This window comes from Acidimicrobiales bacterium, assembly GCA_035316325.1.
Lineage (GTDB): Bacteria > Actinomycetota > Acidimicrobiia > Acidimicrobiales > VFJN01 > DASXTK01.
Genome location: DATHJB010000136.1, coordinates 35,938 through 54,614 on the forward strand (window position 1 = coordinate 35,938; position 18,677 = coordinate 54,614).

The 18,677-nt window shown below is 71.7% G+C and carries 19 protein-coding genes; 8 read left to right on the forward strand and 11 right to left on the reverse strand.

What is annotated here, in order from left to right:
- Positions 1 to 114: 114 nt before the first annotated feature.
- Together VK611_18250 and VK611_18255 are read left to right on the forward strand one after the other, a co-directional pair.
- Positions 115 to 543 (forward strand): OB-fold domain-containing protein, encoded by a 429-nt coding sequence (locus tag VK611_18250; GenBank protein HMG43279.1) that lies wholly within the window; start codon positions 115 to 117, stop codon positions 541 to 543.
- On the forward strand, positions 540 to 1,685 hold the full coding sequence (locus VK611_18255; protein HMG43280.1) for a thiolase family protein: 1,146 nt from the start codon (positions 540 to 542) through the stop codon (positions 1,683 to 1,685). The genes VK611_18250 and VK611_18255 overlap by 4 nt, the downstream gene beginning before the upstream one ends.
- A 41-nt stretch (positions 1,686 to 1,726) precedes the next feature.
- Here VK611_18255 and VK611_18260 read toward each other — a convergent pair whose 3' ends face one another.
- On the reverse strand, positions 1,727 to 2,338 hold the full coding sequence (locus VK611_18260; GenBank protein HMG43281.1) for a TetR/AcrR family transcriptional regulator: 612 nt from the start codon (positions 2,336 to 2,338) through the stop codon (positions 1,727 to 1,729).
- A 173-nt stretch (positions 2,339 to 2,511) separates the two neighbouring features.
- Between VK611_18260 and VK611_18265 the strand changes: the two genes are divergently transcribed.
- On the forward strand, positions 2,512 to 3,420 hold the full coding sequence (locus VK611_18265) for an SDR family NAD(P)-dependent oxidoreductase (GenBank protein ID HMG43282.1): 909 nt from the start codon (positions 2,512 to 2,514) through the stop codon (positions 3,418 to 3,420).
- Here VK611_18265 and VK611_18270 read toward each other — a convergent pair.
- Positions 3,347 to 4,162 carry an enoyl-CoA hydratase-related protein gene (locus tag VK611_18270; protein ID HMG43283.1) on the reverse strand — a complete coding sequence of 272 codons (816 nt, stop codon included), beginning with the start codon at positions 4,160 to 4,162 and terminating at the stop codon, positions 3,347 to 3,349. The genes VK611_18265 and VK611_18270 overlap by 74 nt on opposite strands.
- Positions 4,163 to 4,169: 7 nt before the next feature.
- A complete protein-coding gene (locus VK611_18275) occupies positions 4,170 to 5,399 on the reverse strand; it encodes an acetyl-CoA C-acetyltransferase (GenBank protein HMG43284.1) in 1,230 nt (409 codons plus the stop codon).
- 68 nt (positions 5,400 to 5,467) lie between these two features.
- On the opposite strand from VK611_18275, the gene VK611_18280 reads away from it, so the two are divergent.
- Together VK611_18280 and VK611_18285 are read left to right on the forward strand one after the other, a co-directional pair.
- Complete coding sequence (locus VK611_18280; protein HMG43285.1) at positions 5,468 to 5,689, forward strand: ferredoxin; 222 nt, start codon at positions 5,468 to 5,470, stop codon at positions 5,687 to 5,689.
- Positions 5,686 to 6,906 carry a cytochrome P450 gene (locus tag VK611_18285; protein HMG43286.1) on the forward strand — a complete coding sequence of 407 codons (1,221 nt, stop codon included), beginning with the start codon at positions 5,686 to 5,688 and terminating at the stop codon, positions 6,904 to 6,906. Before VK611_18280 ends, VK611_18285 begins: the two co-directional genes overlap by 4 nt.
- Here VK611_18285 and VK611_18290 read toward each other — a convergent pair.
- Positions 6,887 to 7,735: an enoyl-CoA hydratase-related protein gene (locus VK611_18290; GenBank protein ID HMG43287.1), complete on the reverse strand. Its 849-nt coding sequence runs from the start codon at positions 7,733 to 7,735 to the stop codon at positions 6,887 to 6,889. The two genes, VK611_18285 and VK611_18290, sit on opposite strands and share 20 nt — an antisense overlap.
- Positions 7,736 to 7,799: 64 nt before the next feature.
- On the opposite strand from VK611_18290, the gene VK611_18295 reads away from it, so the two are divergent.
- A complete protein-coding gene (locus VK611_18295) occupies positions 7,800 to 8,606 on the forward strand; it encodes an enoyl-CoA hydratase-related protein (protein HMG43288.1) in 807 nt (268 codons plus the stop codon).
- Positions 8,607 to 8,628: 22 nt separating this feature from the next.
- Here VK611_18295 and VK611_18300 read toward each other — a convergent pair whose 3' ends face one another.
- Positions 8,629 to 9,399 carry an enoyl-CoA hydratase/isomerase family protein gene (locus VK611_18300; protein HMG43289.1) on the reverse strand — a complete coding sequence of 257 codons (771 nt, stop codon included), beginning with the start codon at positions 9,397 to 9,399 and terminating at the stop codon, positions 8,629 to 8,631.
- 87 nt (positions 9,400 to 9,486) lie between these two features.
- Between VK611_18300 and VK611_18305 the strand changes: the two genes are divergently transcribed.
- The gene (locus VK611_18305) at positions 9,487 to 10,701 is read left to right on the forward strand and encodes a CoA transferase (protein HMG43290.1); all 1,215 of its coding nucleotides are present in this window, start codon (positions 9,487 to 9,489) and stop codon (positions 10,699 to 10,701) included.
- 12 nt (positions 10,702 to 10,713) lie between these two features.
- On the opposite strand, the gene VK611_18310 is transcribed toward VK611_18305, so the two are convergent.
- The 6 genes from VK611_18310 to VK611_18335 form a co-directional block, all read right to left on the reverse strand.
- Positions 10,714 to 12,195 (reverse strand): alpha/beta hydrolase domain-containing protein, encoded by a 1,482-nt coding sequence (locus VK611_18310; GenBank protein ID HMG43291.1) that lies wholly within the window; start codon positions 12,193 to 12,195, stop codon positions 10,714 to 10,716.
- A 118-nt stretch (positions 12,196 to 12,313) separates the two neighbouring features.
- The gene (locus tag VK611_18315; protein ID HMG43292.1) at positions 12,314 to 13,111 is read right to left on the reverse strand and encodes an SDR family oxidoreductase; all 798 of its coding nucleotides are present in this window, start codon (positions 13,109 to 13,111) and stop codon (positions 12,314 to 12,316) included.
- A gap of 17 nt (positions 13,112 to 13,128) precedes the next feature.
- On the reverse strand, positions 13,129 to 14,382 hold the full coding sequence (locus VK611_18320; GenBank protein HMG43293.1) for an acyl-CoA dehydrogenase family protein: 1,254 nt from the start codon (positions 14,380 to 14,382) through the stop codon (positions 13,129 to 13,131).
- On the reverse strand, positions 14,382 to 15,395 hold the full coding sequence (locus tag VK611_18325) for an acyl-CoA dehydrogenase family protein (GenBank protein HMG43294.1): 1,014 nt from the start codon (positions 15,393 to 15,395) through the stop codon (positions 14,382 to 14,384). The genes VK611_18320 and VK611_18325 overlap by 1 nt, the downstream gene beginning before the upstream one ends.
- The gene (locus tag VK611_18330) at positions 15,392 to 16,576 is read right to left on the reverse strand and encodes an acyl-CoA dehydrogenase family protein (protein HMG43295.1); all 1,185 of its coding nucleotides are present in this window, start codon (positions 16,574 to 16,576) and stop codon (positions 15,392 to 15,394) included. The genes VK611_18325 and VK611_18330 overlap by 4 nt, the downstream gene beginning before the upstream one ends.
- A 1-nt stretch (position 16,577) precedes the next feature.
- A complete protein-coding gene (locus VK611_18335; GenBank protein HMG43296.1) occupies positions 16,578 to 17,537 on the reverse strand; it encodes an LLM class F420-dependent oxidoreductase in 960 nt (319 codons plus the stop codon).
- 58 nt (positions 17,538 to 17,595) lie between these two features.
- On the opposite strand from VK611_18335, the gene VK611_18340 reads away from it, so the two are divergent.
- Positions 17,596 to 18,453 (forward strand): LLM class F420-dependent oxidoreductase, encoded by an 858-nt coding sequence (locus tag VK611_18340; protein HMG43297.1) that lies wholly within the window; start codon positions 17,596 to 17,598, stop codon positions 18,451 to 18,453.
- Positions 18,454 to 18,677: the final 224 nt, after the last annotated feature.

An 18,677-nucleotide genomic window follows, 5' to 3' on the forward strand; every position in this document is an offset into this window, starting at 1 on the left:
GACGATATCGTCAGGATAACCTCGGCTCGCCCGCCACGCCAGGCCTTCACCAGACCCGGGCGTCGGGACCTGACACCCTTGTCGACTCGTGACCACGAAGGAGAGCCGGTGCCGATGGAGCAGCCGACCCCGCCCATGCCGCTCGCCGACCCCCTGTCCGACTTCTTCTGGAGCGGGGCGGAGCAGGGCCGGCTGTTGATCCAGCGCTGCCAGGCGTGCGGCACCTTCATCCACCTCCCGCGGCCCGTCTGTCGCGCCTGCCGGTCGTTCGACCTGGCGCCGGAGGAGGTGTCGGGACGAGGGGTGCTCTACAGCTTCAGCGAGACCCACAAGCCGTTCCACCCGTTCTTCGTCGACCGGATGCCCTACCTGCTCGCGGTGGTCGAGCTCGAGGAGCAGCGGGACCTGCGGGTGCTGTCCAACCTGGTCGGCATCGCCGAACCCGATGTGCGCATCGGGATGGACGTCCACGTCGACTTCGAGCGGCTGAGCCCCGATCTCACCATCCCCGTCTTCCGCCCGGCCGCGGGGAAGGCGGCATGACGGACATGACCGCGCGCCGGGTCGCCATCGTCGGGGTCGGCTACTCCCAGGTCGGCCGGCACACCGGCCGCAGCGAGCGCCATCACGCCGCCCAGGCCGCCGTCGCCGCGCTCGCCGACGCCGGTCTGGAGGCCGCCGATGTCGACGGGGCGACCACGTGGGGCGGCGACGCCATCGACTTCGCGTGGATGCTGGGCATGGGCCCGCTGCGCTGGCACCTGAACGTGGGGGTCTCCCCCGCCTTCGTCACGCCGGCCGTGCACGCCGCCATGGCGGTCGCCAGCGGGGCCTGCGAGGTGAGCATGGCCTTCCGCCTCATGATGCAGCAGCCGAGCAGCGCCGCGATCGCGGCCGGCGGGTCGGCACTCCAGGCGCCGAGCCTCGTCGACGCGCAGTTCATGTGGCCCTTCGGCGACTTCAGCCCGACCCAGTGGGCGGGGCTGCTCATGAACCGGTACCTGCACGACTCGGACGCCACCGAGGAGCACTTCGCCCAGTTCGCGGTGACCCAGCGCGAGTACGCCCTGCGCAACGAGGACGCGCTGCAACGCAAGCCGCTCAGCGTCGAGGACTACCTGGCTGCCCCCTACATCAGCAAACCGCTGCGGCTGCTCGACTGCGACTACCCCTGCGACTCGGGCTCCGCGGTCATCTTCACCACCGAGGAGCGCGCCCGCGACCTCCGGCAGCGTCCCGTGTTCGTCGAGGCGTCGGCCCTGTCGGCCGTCCGCGACATGAACTTCGAGCTCCTGCCCGACATGACCAGGACCTCGCCGGCGCACTGCGCCGAGGTGCTGTGGTCGCGCACCGACCTCGGTCCCGCCGACGTCGACTGCGCCCAGCTCTACGACGGCTTCAGCGTGATCACCTTCCAATGGCTCGAAGCGCTGGGGCTGTGCGAACCGGGCGCCGCCGGCCCGTTCATCGCCGAGGGCAACACCCGCCTCGACGGCAGCCTCCCGCTCAACACCGACGGTGGCGCCACCAACGTGGGGCGGCGCCACGGCGCCAACTTCTGCATCGAGGCCACGCGCCAGCTCCGCGGCCAGAGCGGCGATCGCCAGGTGCCCGATGCCGAGGTCGCGGTCTGGGCCAACGCCGTCGGCCCGTTCAGCGGAGCGATGCTGCTCACCTCGGGATGACCAGGATGACCACCGCCGAGACCGTGGAGGAGAGGGCGCGACTAGCTCGTCGGCGTCAGGTCCGCCGCCATGACCTGCGCGATGGACCGCCGTACGGACGCCGGGTCGATGGTGCCCTCGTAGAGCCGGCAGTAGACCCACGCCCGCTCGAGCATGCTGAACAGCACGAGCCCGTAGGCCGTCGGGTCGTCGAGCGGCTCGCCCCGCAGCGATTCGACGGCGAGGCCCATCTCGCCGCACAGGTGCAGGTGGCGCTTCATCCCCGCCTCGCGGATCTCGTTGTCCTCGTGGGCGGCTTGCGTCCACGCGAAGGCAAAGCTCCCGTGCTCCTCGAGCATCACGAAGTAGCTCTCGACGAAGCCCTCGAGATCCGTGACGGTCCAGTCGTCGGGCAGGTCGGCGAGGCGCTCGACAGCCGTTCGGCCCGCCCGAATGGAGTCGGCGCCCAAGGCCAGCAGCGCATCTCGCTTGGTGGGGAAGTAGGTGTAGAACGAGCCCCGCGACACCCCGGCGACTCGGGTGATCTCGTCGATGGTCGTGCCGGCGTAGCCCCGGCTGAGGAAGATCGACTTCGTGGCCGCGAGGATCCGGGCGATCATCTGGGTCGCGCGGGGACCGAGCTCCTTGGCGGGCATGCGGATGGTGGGCCGCACCGGGAAGTCGTGGTGGCGCGCTCGCCCTCCCTCACGGCGACCGGGCGTGGCCGGCGGCTCGGATCGTGTCGTCTTCGGCGACTTCGGGTTCGTGGCGATGGCTCAACCTACCGGACGACGAGGGGAACGTTGACGGTTCCGTCAGGTTAGATCGCCGCCGACAGGGAGACCGCATGCAGCAGGAGATCGACGGAAAGCGGTGCGAGGGCAAGGTCGCCCTCGTCACGGGGGCCAGCCGCGGCATCGGCGCCGCCATCGCCCGGCGGCTGTCGGCGGAGGGCGCCGTCGTCGCCTGCGCGGCCCGCACGCTCGACCCCGACGAACGGTACGAGGGAACGCTCCGCGAGACGGTCGGCAGGATCGAAGAGGACGGCGGTCGGGCCCAGGCCTTCAAGGCCGACCTCTCCCGGGCCGACGACCGACGGCGCCTCGTCGCCGAGATCACCGAGGCGCTGGGGAGCGTCGACATCCTGGTGAACAACGCGGCGGTGACGTTCTTCGCGCCGGTCGACACCTTCCCCGAGAAGCGCTTCCGGCTGATGGTGGAGATGCAGGTCTGGAGCGCGATCGAGCTCTGCCAGCTCGTGATCCCCGGCATGCGCCAGGCCGGCAACGGCTGGATCCTCAACATCTCGTCGCGGGCGGCGACCAAGCCGGTCGGGCCGCCCTTCGAACCCTTCTACTCGAGCTTCGGATCGTCGGTCTACGGCCTGTGCAAGGCCGCGCTCGAACGGGTCTCCCTGGGCATGGCCGCCGAGCTCTACGACGACGGGATCGCGGTCAACGCCCTGGCACCCTGGGACAACGTCCCCACTCCCGGCGCCACGACGCACGACCTGCTGGAGGACTACCGCCTCGAACCCGTCGAGATCATCGCCGAGGCCGCGCTCCAGCTCTGCGCGGGTGAGCCCGAGCGCCTCACCGCCCGGGTCGCCTACAGCCAGCCGCTGCTCGAAGAGCTGGGCGTGGCGCCGCGTGCGCTCGACGGCGGTCCGCTTCCCCACGCGGTCAGGCCGGGGGCTGGCGCTCGATCGCCACGTCGACCGACAGGCCGGGGAACCGGGGCAGGCGCTTCTCCGTGAAGCTGCGCACGCCCTCCGCGAAGTCGTCCTCGTCACGCAGCTCGGCCACCAGCTCCAGAGCCCGCTGCCGGCTGTCCTCGGCGGTGCCCTCCCAGTCGCGGTTGACCTGGTGCTTGATGGCCGCCATCGAGCGCGGCGAGCAGCTCGCCGCCAGCTCCCGGGCATAGGCCAGGGTCGCGGGGAGCAGCTCGTCGGGCTCGTAGAGACGGTCGACGAGCCCGTGGTCGAGCGCCTCCTCGGCCAGCACGACGCGGGCCGACAGCAGCAGGTCCATGGCTGTGCCCGTGCCCACCAGTCGAGGCAGCAACCAGGACAGCGAGTGCTCGGCCGGCAGGCCCCGGCGAGCGAACGCGGTGGTGAACTTGGCGGTGCGGGAGGCGAAGCGCAGGTCGGCGGCGCACGCCTGGATGAACCCGATCCCGGCGCACGCGCCGTTGACGGCCGCGATGACCGGCTTGGGCACGGACCGGGCCAGCGTCATCGGTGCCCGCGGGTGCTGCGCGACGCTCTTGCCCTCGGTGGCTGCCGCGGTCAGGACGTCCATGTCGAGTCCCGGGCAGAACGACCGTCCCGCGCCGGTGACCACGACGACCCGGACCCCGGGATCGCGCCCCGCCTCGACGAGCGCCGCGAAGTAGGCCTCCTCGAGCTCGATGGTCCAGGCGTTGTTGCGCTCGGGCCGGTTGTACGTCAGGAGCAGGACGCCGGCGTCGAGGTCGCGCAGCAGGACCGGGTCGCCCACCGCGGGCTCAGATCCGCTCGATGATCGAGGCCGTCCCCATGCCCCCGCCGGTGCACATGGTGACGAGCGCGGTGCTGAGGTCGCGTCGCTCGAGCTCCTCGAGCGCGGTCTGGACGAGGATGCCCCCGGTGGCGCCGATGGGGTGGCCGAGCGCGATGGCGCCCCCGTTGACGTTGACCTTCTCGGGGTCGAGGTCGAGATCGCGCATGGTCTTCATGGGGACGGCGGCGAACGCCTCGTTGATCTCCCACAGGTCGACGTCGGCAGTGGTCATGCCGGCCCGGTCGAGGCACTTCCGTGACGCCGGCCCCGGTGCGGTCAGCATGATGACCGGTTCGGCGCCGGCCACGGCGCTCATGACCAGCCGGGCCCGGGGTGCCAGCCCGTGGGCCCGGGCGTAGTCGGGCGAGGCCAGGATGACGGCGCTCGCCCCGTCGACGACGCCCGAGGAGTTGCCGGCGTGGTGCACGTGCTCCATCGCCTCCACCTGGGGGTAGACGTGCCGGCACATCTGGTCGAACGGCTCGTCGTAGCCGGGGAAGACGGTCTGTCCCAGCGCCGCGAACGACGGCCCGAGCCTGCCCAGTCCCTCGAGGGTGGTCGAGGGCCGCGGATGCTCGTCGTGGTCGAGCGCCACCGACCCGTCGGGGTTGCGGATGGGTACGACGCTGCGGCCGAACCGGTCCTCGGCCAGGGCCTCCGCGGCCCGCTGCTGGCTCGTCAGGGCGTAGGCGTCGACCTCCTCGCGCGTGAAGCCCTCGATCGTGGCGATGAGATCGGCGGAGATGCCCTGTGGCACGAGCGGGTAGGACTCGCGCAGGGCGGCGTTGCCCGCCGCGAAGTCGGGAGGGGCGTCGTCGACCGGCCAGCGGGACATGCTCTCGACGCCGCCCGCCACCACGAGGTCCTGGTGGCCGGCCTGGATGCCCATGGCCGCGAACGTCACCGCCTGCTGCCCGGAGCCGCAGAAGCGGTTGAGCGTCACGCCCGGGGCCTCGACGGGCCACCCGGCGGCGAGCACGGCCATGCGGCCGATGCAGGCACCGTGGTCACCGGTGGGGTTGCCGTTGCCGATGATGACGTCGTCGACCTCGGCCGCGTCGAAGCCGACCCGCTCGCGCAGCGCGTCGAGCACCTGGGCCAGCAGTTCCTGGGGGTGGATGTGGTGCAGCGCTCCGCCGGCCTTGCCCTTGCCCCGCGGCGACCGCACCCCGTCGATGATCCACGCTTCCCCCATCGGCGTCCCCTCTGCTCGATCGATCTCCGGCCTACCCTCGCGGAGAACTTGACAGTATCATCAACTTCATGAAGGTCTCCATCGACGCCACGAGGTGCCGGGGTCACGCGCTGTGCCTGGGCCGCGCACCCGAGGCGTTCGAGTTCCTCGACCTCGAGGACCGCTCCGTCGTCCGCGACGGCGCCGAAGCCCTGGTCTCCGAGGACGACTTCCTGGCCGCGGCGCGGGAGTGCCCGGAACGGGCCATCGTCGTCGACCTGAACGGAGCGGACGGAGGCACAGACCCATGACCGCCACCGAGCGCGTGGCCGAACCCCGGCACGAGATCTCCTTCGACCACCACTCGGCGGAGTTCCGCGACAGCTGCCCGGAGGTGGTCCGCCGGCTCCACGCCTCCGGCTGCCCCCTGGGCTTCTCGTCCGAGCACGACGGGTTCTGGGCGATCTACGGCTACGACGCGTTGTACGACGCCGTCCAGGACGGCGAGCTGTTCAGCTCCGCCCACAGCGCGGCGGTACCCAAGGGGGTGCCCCGGGCCCCGTACGACGACCCGCTCATCCCGATCGACGTCGACGGCCCGATGGTCCAGGAGTATCGCCGGGTGGTGCTCCGGTGGTTCTCGCCGGGAGGCGCCAACGCCGCCGAACCCCGGATCCGGGCGCTTGCCACCGAGCTGGTCGACACGTTCATCGAGCGGGGTGAGGCCGACATCAGCCAGGAGCTGCTCACCCCGTTGCCGGCGCGGCTGATCCTCGAGCTCCTCGGCTGGGAGGCCGACCGCTGGTCCGAGTGGATCCAGTGGATCCACGCCGCCGTCCACGACCGCACCGAGCACCCGGACGAGGCGGGCGAGGCGGTCGTGAACATCTACGGCAGCATCACTGCCGAGATCGAGAAGCGGCGCGGCCATCTCGGCGACGACGTCTTCGGCGACATCCTCCGGGCCCGCTTCGACGGCGAGCCCTTCACCGAAGCGCAGGTCGTCGGCTTCGCGTTCCTGCTGCTGCTGGGCGGTATGGACACCACGGCCGGGCTGACCGGCAACGTGGTCCTCGAGCTCGACCGCCGGCCCGAGCTCCGGCAGCAGCTGATCGACGACCCCTCGTCGCTGCCGGCGGCGACCGAGGAGTTCCTCCGCCACGACAGCCCCGCCTTCGGCCTGTATCGGACCGTCACGCGCGACACGGTCTTCCACGGTCAGCAGCTCCGCGCGGGCGATCGGGCCATCCTCATGTTCCCGGCCGCGGGTCGCGACCCGAGCCACTTCGAGCAGCCGGACGCCGTCGACCTGTCCCGCTCCGGGAACCGCCACATGGCGTTCGGCCTGGGCGCGCACCGGTGCCTCGGCTCGCACCATGCCCGGGTGATGTTCCGGGTCATGCTGGGCGAGATCCTGGCTCGGCTGCCCGACTTCCGCGTCGTCGGCGAGGCCGTGCGGTTCCCGGACGCCGGCGACGTCTACGCGGTGCGCAACCTGCCGATCGCCTTCACCCCCGGCCCCCGGTAGGGCCCTCCTCCCCTGCGACCTGGCGTGGCTTCTTCCCTGTCGCGGCAAGGTGCTCCCGGACGGCCATGGCGTCGGAGGTCTTCTCCATGACGGACATGACGTCGGCGGACATCTGGAGGTGCTGGCGCATGCCCATCTGCTCCCAGGCTCGCACCAGCAGCGACTTCGTGCCCATCAAGGTCGAGAGGGGCGCCCGGGCGATGCGGGCCGCCATCTCCTCCACGGTCGCCGTGAGGTCGTCGCGGGCCACGACCCGGTTGATCAGGCCCGCGGCGAGCGCCTCCGGGGCCGACAGCGTCTGCGCCGTGTAGAGGTACTCCGCCGCCCGTTTGCGGTTCATGAACGCCCAGGGCTCGATCATCGTCTCGCCGCCGGGGAACCCGAGGCCCTGCACCAGCGGCATCTGGAAGTAGGCGTCCTCCGAGCAGACCGTGATGTCGGGCAGCAGCGCCCAGTACGTCCCCCCGCCCAGCGCGTAGCCGTGCACCTGGGCGATCATCGGCTTGGGGAACTCGAAGAACCGCAGCGTCGGCCCGAGGAAGAGCCGGCGGCTGCCGATCCAGTTCGAGCCGATGGCGTCCTGCGACTCGACGAACTCCGGGTAGGTGTCAGGCCCGGCCAGCAGGTGCCCCGCGCAGAAGCCCTTCCCGTTGGCCTTGACGATCACGACCTTCAGCCGGCTGTCGTGCTCGACGGCGTCGAGGCAGGCGTCGACCTGCCACACCATCTCCGACGATTGCGCGTTCGCCTTCTCCGGCCAGTTCAGCACGATCCGCGCGATCGGCGGGTCCAGCTCCAGGCGCACGACACCGAGATCTCGCTCTTCCATCGTCATAGTGTCCCCTCCCGCTCCACCGAGGTCCCGGCTCGGAACATGACGCTAGTGTCAAGTCATGGAGCACGTGCGGATCGAGCAGGCAGGCGGCGTCGCCGTCGTCACGTTGGAGAACCCCCCGGTCAACGCGCTCGCCGAGCAGACGTTCCAGGAGCTCGCGCAGGCGTTCGACGTGCTGAGCGGCGACCGCACCGTCGGTGCCGCCGTCCTCACCGCCGCCGGTGACCGTGCCTTCTGCGCCGGCGTCGACCTGCGCGACTCGCCCCTCCGGTACCGGACCGACGGGCGCCGCTCCGACGGTGGCCCCCAGGTCGACCCGCGGGCCCAGACCGACCCCGGCCGCGTCGTGCGGGCGTGCTTCCGGTCGATCTACGACTGCGCGGTCCCGGTCATCGCGGCGGTCGACGGCAAGGCGATCGGTGCGGGCATGGCCCTGGTGGCGTGCTGCGACCTCGTGATCGCGTCCCCGCGGGCGAGCTTCGCGCTGACCGAGATCAACGTCGGCGTCCTGGGCGGCGTCCGCCACGCACAGCGCCTCGTCGGGCCGCACATGGCGCGGCGCATGTTCTACACCGGCGAGTTCGTCGGGGCCGACGAGCTCTACCGCCGGGGATCGATCGAGGCGGTCGTGACGTCGGAGGAGGTGCTGCCGGCGGCGCGGGCGCTGGCGGCCACCATCGCGTCCAAGAGCCCCATCGCCGTCCGGCTCGCCAAGGAGTCGGCCAACCGGGTCGAGCCCCTCCCGCTCATGGAGGGCTACCGGGTCGAGCAGGACTACACGCAGCGGGTGCGGCGCCACGCCGACGCCGACGAGGCACGCGAGGCGTTCCTCGCCAAGCGGGCACCCGAGTTCCGCTGGGAGTGACGCCCGCCCTGTCCGCTCGGCCTCACGCCCGGGTGAACTTCTCGATCGTCCGGCGGACGTCGTCGGTGGCGAAGGACTCGGCCTCGGCCGACAGGGCGAAGGGCGCCACCAGCGAGATCGCCGCCTGGAGGTGGAGGTTGAGGGCGCGCTTGGTCTCCTGGACCGCCTGCGGTGGCTGAGCCGCCAGGCGCCGGGCCAGGGCGACGGCCTCGTCCATGAGCTCGCCGTCGGGGACGACCCGGTTGGCCAGTCCCAGGGCGACTGCCTCGGCCGCCGGGATCCGATCGCCGGTGAGCAGGTACTCCTTGGCCTTGAGCAGGCTCATCATGAGCGGCCAGGCCACCGCGCCGCCGTCGCCGCAGACCAGGCCGATGCTGACGTGGGTGTCGGCCAGGAAGGCGCTCTCGGCGATCAGCACGATGTCGCAGTTCACGGCGACGCTGCAGCCGAGGCCGACGGCCGGACCGTTGACCGCGGCGACGACGGGCTTGGGGAACTCGACCATCGCGTCCATCAGTCGCCGGGCGCCCCGCAGCGAATGGCGACGGTGGTCGGGATCCTCGTAGCTGCGGATGAAGCCGGGGATGTCGCCACCGGCGCTGAAGGCCGGTCCCGCCCCGGTGAGCACGACGGCCCGGACCGAGTGGTCGGCGGCGAGGTGGCCCCAGATCTCCTGCATGGCCTCGTGCATCTCGTCGAGGAACGCGTTGCGCATGTCGGGGTTGTTGAGCGTGACGGTCGTGACCGGACCGTCGCTCTCGACGAGGAGGTGGGGGGTCGGGGCATAGGGCATGGGTCGTCTCCGGGTTCCTCGACGGCGATCAACTCGACACTATCGTCAAGTATGCTGCTGCTCGCGTCGTCAAGGGGGACTTGTGCCATGAAGCCATTGGAAGGCATCCGTGTCGTCGAGGTCGCGACCTGGACCTACGTGCCCGCCGCCGGGTCCGTGCTCGCCGAGTGGGGCGCCGAGGTGCTGAAGATCGAACATCCGGAGGGTGGTGATCCGCAGCGCGGACTCATCTCCTCGGGGCTCCTGCCCGCGGGCGCCAGCGGCGTCAACTTCTTCCTCGAGCAGCCCAACCACGGCAAGAAGTCGATCGCCGTCGACCTCCGGCATCCCGACGGGCGGGATCTGCTCTACAAGCTGTGCGAGACGGCCGACGTGTTCCTCACCAGCTGGCTGCCGAGCGCCCGGGCGCGGGCCGAGATCGACGTGGAGCACATCCGGGCCGTCAACCCGAAGATCGTCTACGTGCGCGGCCACGGGCAGGGGACGCGCGGCCCCGAAGCCGACCGGGGCGGCTACGACGGGTCGGCCTACTTCGCCCGAGCCGGGGTGATGAACGCCATCAGCTACGGCGACGACCCCCACGGGCCGACGCAGCCGCCGGCGTTCGGCGACCTGCCGAGCGGCCAGACGCTGGCCGGCGGGGTGGCGGCGGCGTTGCTGCAGCGCGAGCGCACCGGCGTCGCCCCGGTGGTCGACGTCTCCCTGCTCGCCTTCGGCATGTGGGTCAACTCGCCCGACATCGTCCTCTCGAAGCTGTTCGAGGGCCAGGGCGTGCCGAAGCTGCGTCGCGACAACCTGCCGAACCCCCTCGTCAACCGGTACCTCACGAAGGACGGCCGGCTCATCCTGCTGGTGATGCTCCAAGGCGTGCGCTTCTGGCCCGAGCTGATCACGGCTGTCGGCCGCCCCGATCTCGCCACCGACGAGCGCTTCACCACACCGGCCACGCTGTACGAGAACCGGGCCGAGGCGACCCGGATCCTCGACGAGGTCTTCGCCACGCGCACGCTCGACGAGTGGAAGGAGGCGCTCGCCTCGATCAAGGGCGTGTGGGCACCGGTGCAGACCGGCCTCGAGCTCTACGACGACCCGCAGGTGCAGGCCAACGGCTACCTCGCCGACGTGGAGTCGGCCGACGGCGTGCCCTTCAAGCTCGTCGCCAACCCGGTCCACTTCGACGAGCAGCCACCCACCCTGGTGCGGGCACCGGACCTCGGCGAGCACACCGACGAGGTGCTCCGCGAGCTCGGCCTCGACGACGAGGCGATCATCCAGCTCAAGGTCGACAACGCCGTCCTCTGAGCCCGTCGCCCTTCATCTGCCGACGTCCGACCGTACGGCGTCGACCAGGGCTTCGACCGCGTCGTAGGGGAGGATGAAGCCTTGGAGCCGGGCGGAGATCAGCGCCTTGGCCACGTCGACGACGTACCTGGCGTGGCTGGGGTACAGCGCGTCGAGGGCTGCGTCGGTGAACGGGGTGGTGACCCCGAACAGAGCGCAGAACGCGGGCTGGTTCCCGACGCCGGCGAGGGTCGCCGTCGGTACGTCGAGCTCGGGGAGGCGTACACCGCCGAGTGCGTTCCCGAACGCGTCCCGAGCGATCGAGTTGTCCGGGTTCAGCGTGATGGGCGCGCCTGCCGGTGGCGGTGATCCACCTCGCACCCATCGGTCCAGGTGGTGGAGCGCGGCGTCGTAGACGTAGCGGGCGTGGGCGCGATTCGCCGGCAACTGACATGTCGGCAGGAGCGGCGGGAACTCGGGCTGGGGGAAGTCACGTGCCGCGGTCGGGTCGACGAAGTCGAGGCCGTACTGGTCGAAGTGCGCGGTCCCGGCGAGCTCCCACGTGCGGATCCTGGCCGTGTCGGGCTGGCGTGCCGCGAAGAACCCGAACAGGGGAACGTCGGTCTCGTTCTGCACCATGAACACGGGCTGGGTCAGATCGGTGCGGATGTGCGCCACGCCGGGGACGGCGACCGTCGGCAGTGGCGCCTGGCTGAGGGGCGAGCCGCCGGCGGCGCGGCTGTGGACGAAGAAGCCGTCGTACACCTGCGCGAGAGGGTGGATCGCGTCGATGTACGTGACCATCCGTTGCGCCGACTGTGACTCGCCGTCGGCGATCATCCGCCCCACCTTGGACCGAAGGTTGCCCAAGGGATCGGCTCCCGACGGCGTGCGCAACGCCTGACCGGCCTGCGAGAAGATGTCGTAGGAGTAGCTGTCGCCGGGATGCGCCAGCGTCCCGTAGCGCACCGGGTCCCAGTTCTTGAGCCCGAGGCTCGGGATCGTGCCGCCTTCGACGCCGGCACTCTGGGCCGACACCCCGACCCATGCGTAGCCGCCGCGCAGCAACTCCTCGTTCATCTGCAGGAAGTCGGGCGAGCCGTCCGCCTGGCTCGTGACGTTCATCCACTCGACCACGACCGTGCCGTTGAACCGTGACGGGTTGGCAGGACGGCGCACGACGAGCCGCGTCCGGAACGGCGCTGTCGGCGTGGTCGGCACGGCCGTCCACCTGCCATCGAGGCCCCACACCGCGGCGCCCGGATCCGGAGCGTACGGCGTCGCGGTGCCCTGCAGGAAGAACTCCTGTTCCACATAGCCGGCACCCGACAGGTCGACGATCCCGTCGACCGTCGTCTGCGCGTGGCCCCGGGTGCCACCGGTCACCGGACCGGTGACCGTCGGGTTCCCCGCGGTCGCCGACACCCCCTGCTGGGGTGCGGCGACGGCCAGCACGACCACCAGCGCTCCTGCGACGACCGAGGAACGCCCGCGTCCGAACAGCTGTCCCCTCATGGCAACCCCCCTGGAGCAATCGATCCCGACCGAACCGGGCGAGCTCCTCCTCCACCACGTGGCGAAGGCCGTCCCCCACGATAGGACTACTTGACAAATGCGTCAAGTAAACGGAGGCCTAGAAGGCCGAGCGGTGGTGGCCGCCGTCGACCTCGACCCAGTTGCCGTTGACGTACCCGGCCTGGTCGGAGCAGAGGTACACGATGAACGAGGCGATCTCGCCCGGGTCGCCCATCCGCGCCGCGGGGACCCCGGCGTGGTCGCGCATCCAGGCGCGGCGCTCCTCGTCGGTGGTGAGCCCGACGTTGCGCTCCAGGTACGCGTAGGCGTTCTCGGTCGCGATCCAGCCGGGTGCGACGGTGTTCACCGTGATCCCGTACTGGGCGTACTCGTCGGCCACGGTCTTGAGGAGCCCGATCGTCGACGGCCGCGTCGCGTTGGCGATCACGTGGTGTATCGCACCCTCGGGCTCCTTGGCCGTCGCCGATCCGATGTGGACGTAGCGGCCCCAGCCGGCCTCCTTCATCGCCGGCAGCACCGCGTGCAGGAGGTACACCTGGCTCATCGTGTAGCTCCGGAACGACGCGACGTACTGCTCGTGGTCGGTGATGTCGGCGAAGTCGCCGGGGATGTTGAACTTGGTCTGGCCGATCGTGATCAGCGGCACGCCCAGTTGGTCGGTGACCTCGGTGACGGCCCGATCGACGTCGTCCGGGTCGGTGATGTCGGCCGAGATGCCGACGGCCGTGCCACCCTGGCGGGCGATCGAGGCGACGGCGTCGTCGATGTCGGCCTTCGTCCGGGCGACGATCGCGACCTTGCAGCCCTCGGCGGCGAGCATGTGCGCCGCATCGCGGCCCATCCCCCTGCTGCCGCCGGTGAAGAACACGACCTTCCCGACGATGCCCAGATCCATCGGAACCCCCTTGACGTTTACGGTCCCCCGGCCCTTGCGGGGGCGAGACTCGGCGCGAGCGGCTCCTTCGGGAGACCGAGGATCGACTCGGCGATGATGTTGCGCTGGATCTCCGAGGTGCCGGCATAGACGGTGCCGCTGCGGGCGTTGAGCAGGAACACGTCGATCCACGAGTTGGAGCTGTTCGAGCCGCCCGGCTCGTCGGTCCGAAAGGTCCGGTACGGCCGGCGACCCTCCCGCACCAGGGCGTCAGCCCCCAGGATGCGCAGCGCCAGGTCGGCCGCCCGCTGGTGGTACTCGCTCCAGTAGAGCTTGGAGATCGACCCCACGGCGCCGATCTCGCCGTCGCGCAGGTACCGGGTCAGGATGCGGTACCCGAGGAAGCGCATGGTCTCCACCAACGTGTGGCACCAGGCCAGCGCGTCGCGCACCACGGGGTCGCCCGCGAGTCCCCTGTCCCTTGCCAGGGCGACGATCCGGTCCAGCTCGGCCCGGAAGAAGATGGGGTTGGTGGCCGCCTCCTCGCCCCGCTCGTGCCCGAGCAGGCTGTTCGCCACCCGCCAGCCGCCGTCGACCTCGCCGACCACGTTCTCGGCCGGGACGGGCGCCCCGGTGAAGAAGACCTCGCAGAACTCCGACCCACCTGTCAGCGTCCGGATCGGGCGCACGTCGACGCCGGGCGTGTCGAGCGGGCAGAGCAGGAACGTGATGCCCCGGTGCTTGGGTGCGTCCGGGTTCGTGCGGGCGAGGACGAAGACCCCGGTGCCCTCCAGGCCTCGGGACGTCCAGATCTTCTGGCCGGTCAGCACCCACCCCGACCCGTTCGGCTCCGCCCGCAGCCGCAGCCCGGCGAGGTCCGAGCCGGCCTCGGGCTCGGAGTAGCCCTGCACCCAGATGTCGTCACCCGAGAGGATGCGCGGCAGGTACCGCTGCTTCTGCTCCGGGGTGCCCCACCGCACGAGGGTGTTGCCGAGCAGCTTGATGCTCGTGGTGTCGGTGAGCCGGCCCATGGGGACCCGGGCGTGCGCCAGCTCCTGGGCCAGGACCACCTGGTCGATCTTCGAGCGACCACCGCCGCCGTACTCCTCGGGCCAGGTGATGCCCAGCAGGCCGTGCCGGTGGAGCACCTCGCGCCACGTGATCGAGAAGGCCTCGGCCTCGTCGCGGTCCATCGCCCCGATGCCCTGCCAATCGGCCGGCAGCTGGCCGGCGAGGAACTCCCGGACCTCGGTCCGGAACGCCTCGGCCGCGGGAGGGAACCGCAGGTCCATCAGAGGGCGCCGATCTGCGGGACCGTGCCGGTCTCCTGCAGGCGCAGGCCGATCTCGGCCTCGAGGTCCCGCCACCCGCCCAGCAGGCGGTCGAGCGTGTACACGCGGCGCAGCGAGCGATGGAAGCCGTGCTCCCACGTGAAGCCGATCGCCCCGTATGCCTGCTGGGCCTGGGTGCACGCATCCTCGGCGGCGTGGCCCGCCAGCGACTTGGCCACCAGGGCCGCCCACGGCGACCCGGTCGTCGCCGCCTCCGCCACGACGTGGGACGCGCCGACGACCGACGCATGGGCGCCGGCCAGCCGGTGCTGGAGGGCCTGGAACGTCCCGATGGGGCGGCCGTACTGCTCGCGCTCGAGCGTGTAGGCGACCGCGTCGGCGACGACCCGCCGGGCGATCCCGGTGAGCTCGGCCGCCAGCGCCCAGCGGCCGCGTGCCACGGCCGCCTCCCAGGCGGCGGTGGCGTCCGGGCCCTCGATCCAGGTCACCGTCGACGCCTCGGCCCGGCCGCTCACCCGGACCAGCCCCAGATCGGGATCGAAGCCTCCGATGCTCTGGTCGGCGAGCTCCCCCTCGGCGACCAGGGCCAGGCGCACGCCGTCGTCGGCGGCGACGGGCACGATCCGCGGGGCCCGCGGGTCGGGGGCGCGCAGCACGATGCCCTCGACGACCAACCGGTCGCCGTCGATGTGCGCGGACACGTGGTCGGGGTGCAGCGAGGACGGCAGGACGACCGTGGCCCCCGCCCCCGCCGCCGCCGCCGAGGCGGTGGGCACCGGCAGGGTCACGGCATCGGCGATCGCCCGGACCAACAGCGGGCCGAGTGCGTCGTCGCTCGACAGCGCCTCGCCCTTCGTCTCGAACAGGAGGCGCAGGGCCCCGGGGGCGTCGTCGTCGAGCACCTCGTCCCAGCCGAGGTCGGCGAGGCGCCCGGTCAGCGGCCGGTCCGAGCGCTCGGCGAGCACCGCCCGCAGGCTGCCGCGCAGCAGCTCCCTGGTCGCGGCGTCCATCATCCCGGCCTCGGCTCCCTGGGCATGCCGAGCACCCGTTGGGCCACCAGCGTCCTCTGGATCTCCTGCGATCCTCCGTAGATCGGTGCCGCCCGGCTGTAGAGGTACTCGGACCGCAGCCAGCCCAGGTCCTCGTCCAGGTCGAAGGCCGCGCCCAGGTGCTGGCGGACGGCGTTCCACACGGCCAGCTCGGCGTCGACCAGCAGCAGCTTGTCGATCGAGACCTCCGGGCCCAGGGTCTCCTCCCGGGCCAGGCGCTCGACCGTCTGGCGGGTCTGCAATCGCAACGCGGTGCCGAGGGCGTAGGCCCGCCCCAGGGCAGCGGCGTCGGCCGGCGAGCCGGGTGCCGCTGCGAGCGCCCGTGCGAGCCGGTTGTGGAACCGGCCCTGCTGGATCCATCCGTAGGCGCCCCGCTCCCACTGGAGCATGTACATGGCCACCGCCCATCCCCCGCCCGGCGCGCCGATGAGCCGGTCGGCCGGGACGTGGGCGCCGTCGAGGAAGATCTCGGCCAGGTGGTCCTGGCCGTCCTCGGTGCGGATGGGCCGCACCTCCACCCCGGGCTGGTCGAGGTCGGCCAGCACCATCGTGAGGCCGCGGTGCCCCGGCCCGCCCGATCGGGCCAGCAGCACCGAGCGGGCCGCCAGCGTTCCGTAGCTCGACCACACCTTCTGCCCGGTCAGCCGCCAGCCGTCGCCGTCCGGCTCCATCCTGGTGCGCAACGAGGCGAGATCGCTGCCGGCGTCGGGCTCGGAGAAGGCCTGCGTCCACTTCTCGTCGCCGCGGAGCAACCGAGCGAAGAGCTGGTCGGCGAGATGGGGCGCGTAGACCAGCAGCACGGGGACGAGGATCTCGAGGGTGTTGTAGCTCTCCGGGATCAGGATGTCGTGGTCCCACAGGGTCTGGAACATCGCCGCCCGGAAGCGCGGGTCACCGCCGAGGCCCCCACAGCTCTCGGGCCAACCGAGGCGCGACCACCCCTCGTCGAACAGGACCCGCTGGATGCCGGAGAGATGGGCCGCGCCGCTCTCGAGGTCGGTGGGCCGGTAGCCGCGGTAGCTGTCGAAGCGGTGGTCGGCCTCGACGAAGGCCGACAGGGCGGCCGCGTACTCTGCCGGCGAAGCGAACCGATCGGCCGAGAGCGCGGAGGCAGCCGACGCCGGTGACGCAGCGATGTCGGCCATGTCACCCACCGATGTAGGTCGCGCCGAACCGGTCGAGGAACTCGACGGTGGCCGCCGTGGACGAGGTCGCGCCGGCCACGATGACCCACGTCGCGCCGGCGGCTTCGAGCTGGCCGAGCGTGTCGCGGTGCCGCTCGACGTCGAGGTGGGGCGAGGCGATCGCCGGGTCGCTGTAGGCGACGGCCACGTCGAGCTGGTCGGCCCGGTCGCCGGCCAGGTCGCGGAGCTCGGCGATCTTCGCCGCCAGCTCGGCCGTGGACGCGAGGTAGGGGGTGCGCACGGTTCTGGCCACTTGCTGCGGGGCCGTCAGCGGCATCCACCCCTGGGCCCGCTCGGCGATGCGGCGGAGCGCCAGCTTCGAGTTGCCGCCGATCCAGATCGGGATCGGGTCCTGCACCGGGCGGGGCCGGGCGATCACCTCGCGGGCGTCGAAGTGCCGGCCCCGGTACGAGAACGGCTCGCCGCTCCAGTGCAGGGGCAGGACGTCGAGGGCCTCGTCGAACAGGGCGTTCCGCTCCTCGAAGTCGACCCCCAGGGCGAAGAACTCCGACTTCTGGTACCCGGTGCCGAGGCCGAGGATCAGCCGGCCGCCGGAGAGCTTGTCGACCGTGGCCGCCGCCTTGGCCAGGAGGAACGGGTTGCGGTAGGGAGCGACGGCGAGGAAGGTGAGCAGGCGGAGCCGGGTCGTCGCCGCCGCGGCGTGGCCGAGGGCGACGAGCGGGTCGAGCGTCTGGTGGCCGCCTGCATCCAGCCATCGGGCACCCGGGACGGGGTGCTCGGTGAACGACAGGCCGTGCCACGACGCCTTCTCGGCGACGGCCGCCACCTCGTCGACCGGCCCGGCGTCGAGCAGGTCCCCGTCGGCCCCGTGCCGGTCGGGGTACTGGTAGAGGTACTGCATCGGCGTGGCTCCCCCCTCGGCGAAGGCGCCAGGCGCCTGGTCCGGCCCGGCTCTCGACATGGTTCCGCGCTACCGTCCAACCTTACTCGACAAAACCGTCAAGTACGGAGGGGCGACCGTGGATCTCGGGTTCTCGTCGATGAACACCCCGGAGGACCCGGCCCCGGACGTGCTCGCCCGCGCCCTCGAGGAGCGCGGCTTCGAGTCGTTCTGGATCGGGGAGCACTCGCACATCCCCACGTCCCGCAAGACGCCCTATCCGGCGGGCGGCGAGCTGCCGCCCGGGTACCTCCGGATGATGGATCCCCTCGTGAGCCTCGCGGTGGCGGCGTGCGCCACCGAGCGGCTGGTGCTCGGCACTGCGGTGGCGTTGCCGCTGGAGCACGACCTGTTCGCCTTCGCGAAGTCGATCGCCACCCTCGATCGCCTCTCGGGCGGTCGGCTCCAGCTCGGGGTGGGGGTCGGCTGGAACCAGGAGGAGCTGGCCAACTGTCGCCCGGACCTGCCGTGGGCGCAGCGCTACCGGGCGCTGGCCGAGTGCGTCGGCGCGCTCCGGGCGCTGTGGACCGACGACGAGCCGGAGGTCCACGGGCGGTTCTTCGACTTCGACCCGGTGTGGTCGTTCCCCAAGCCGCGGCAGCAGCCGCACCCGCCGATCCTGTGCGGCACGGGCGGAAGGCTCGGGACCGCCCACGCGGTGGAGTGGGCCGACGGGTGGATGCCGATGGACATCGCTCTCGGCGACGTCGCCCGGAAGGTCGGCCGCTTCCGCGAGATCGCGGTCGCCGCCGGTCGCCCCGACATGCCGGTCACCATCGTGGCCTTCGGCGATCCCGCCCCCGACACCCTGCGCCGCTACCGCGACCTCGGCGTGCGGCGCGTCGTGCTCGGAGCGGCCCGGGCGGGGTCGGACGACCCGGCGACGACGCTGCCTTTCGTCGACCGCTACGCGGCGCTGCTCGACGAGCTGCGCTGATCAGCCCCGGTCGGTGCTGAGGATGGTGACGGCGGCGACCGCGGTGGGGCCGCCGACGTTGTGGGCCAGGCCCCAGCGGGCCGCGTCGACCTGGTTGCAGGCGGTGCCGCGGAGCTGGTGGAAGATCTCGTAGCACTGCCTGCAACCAGGTCGACGCGGCCCGCTGGGGCCTGGCCCACAACGTCGGCGGCCCCACCGCGGTCGCCGCCGTCACCATCCTCAGC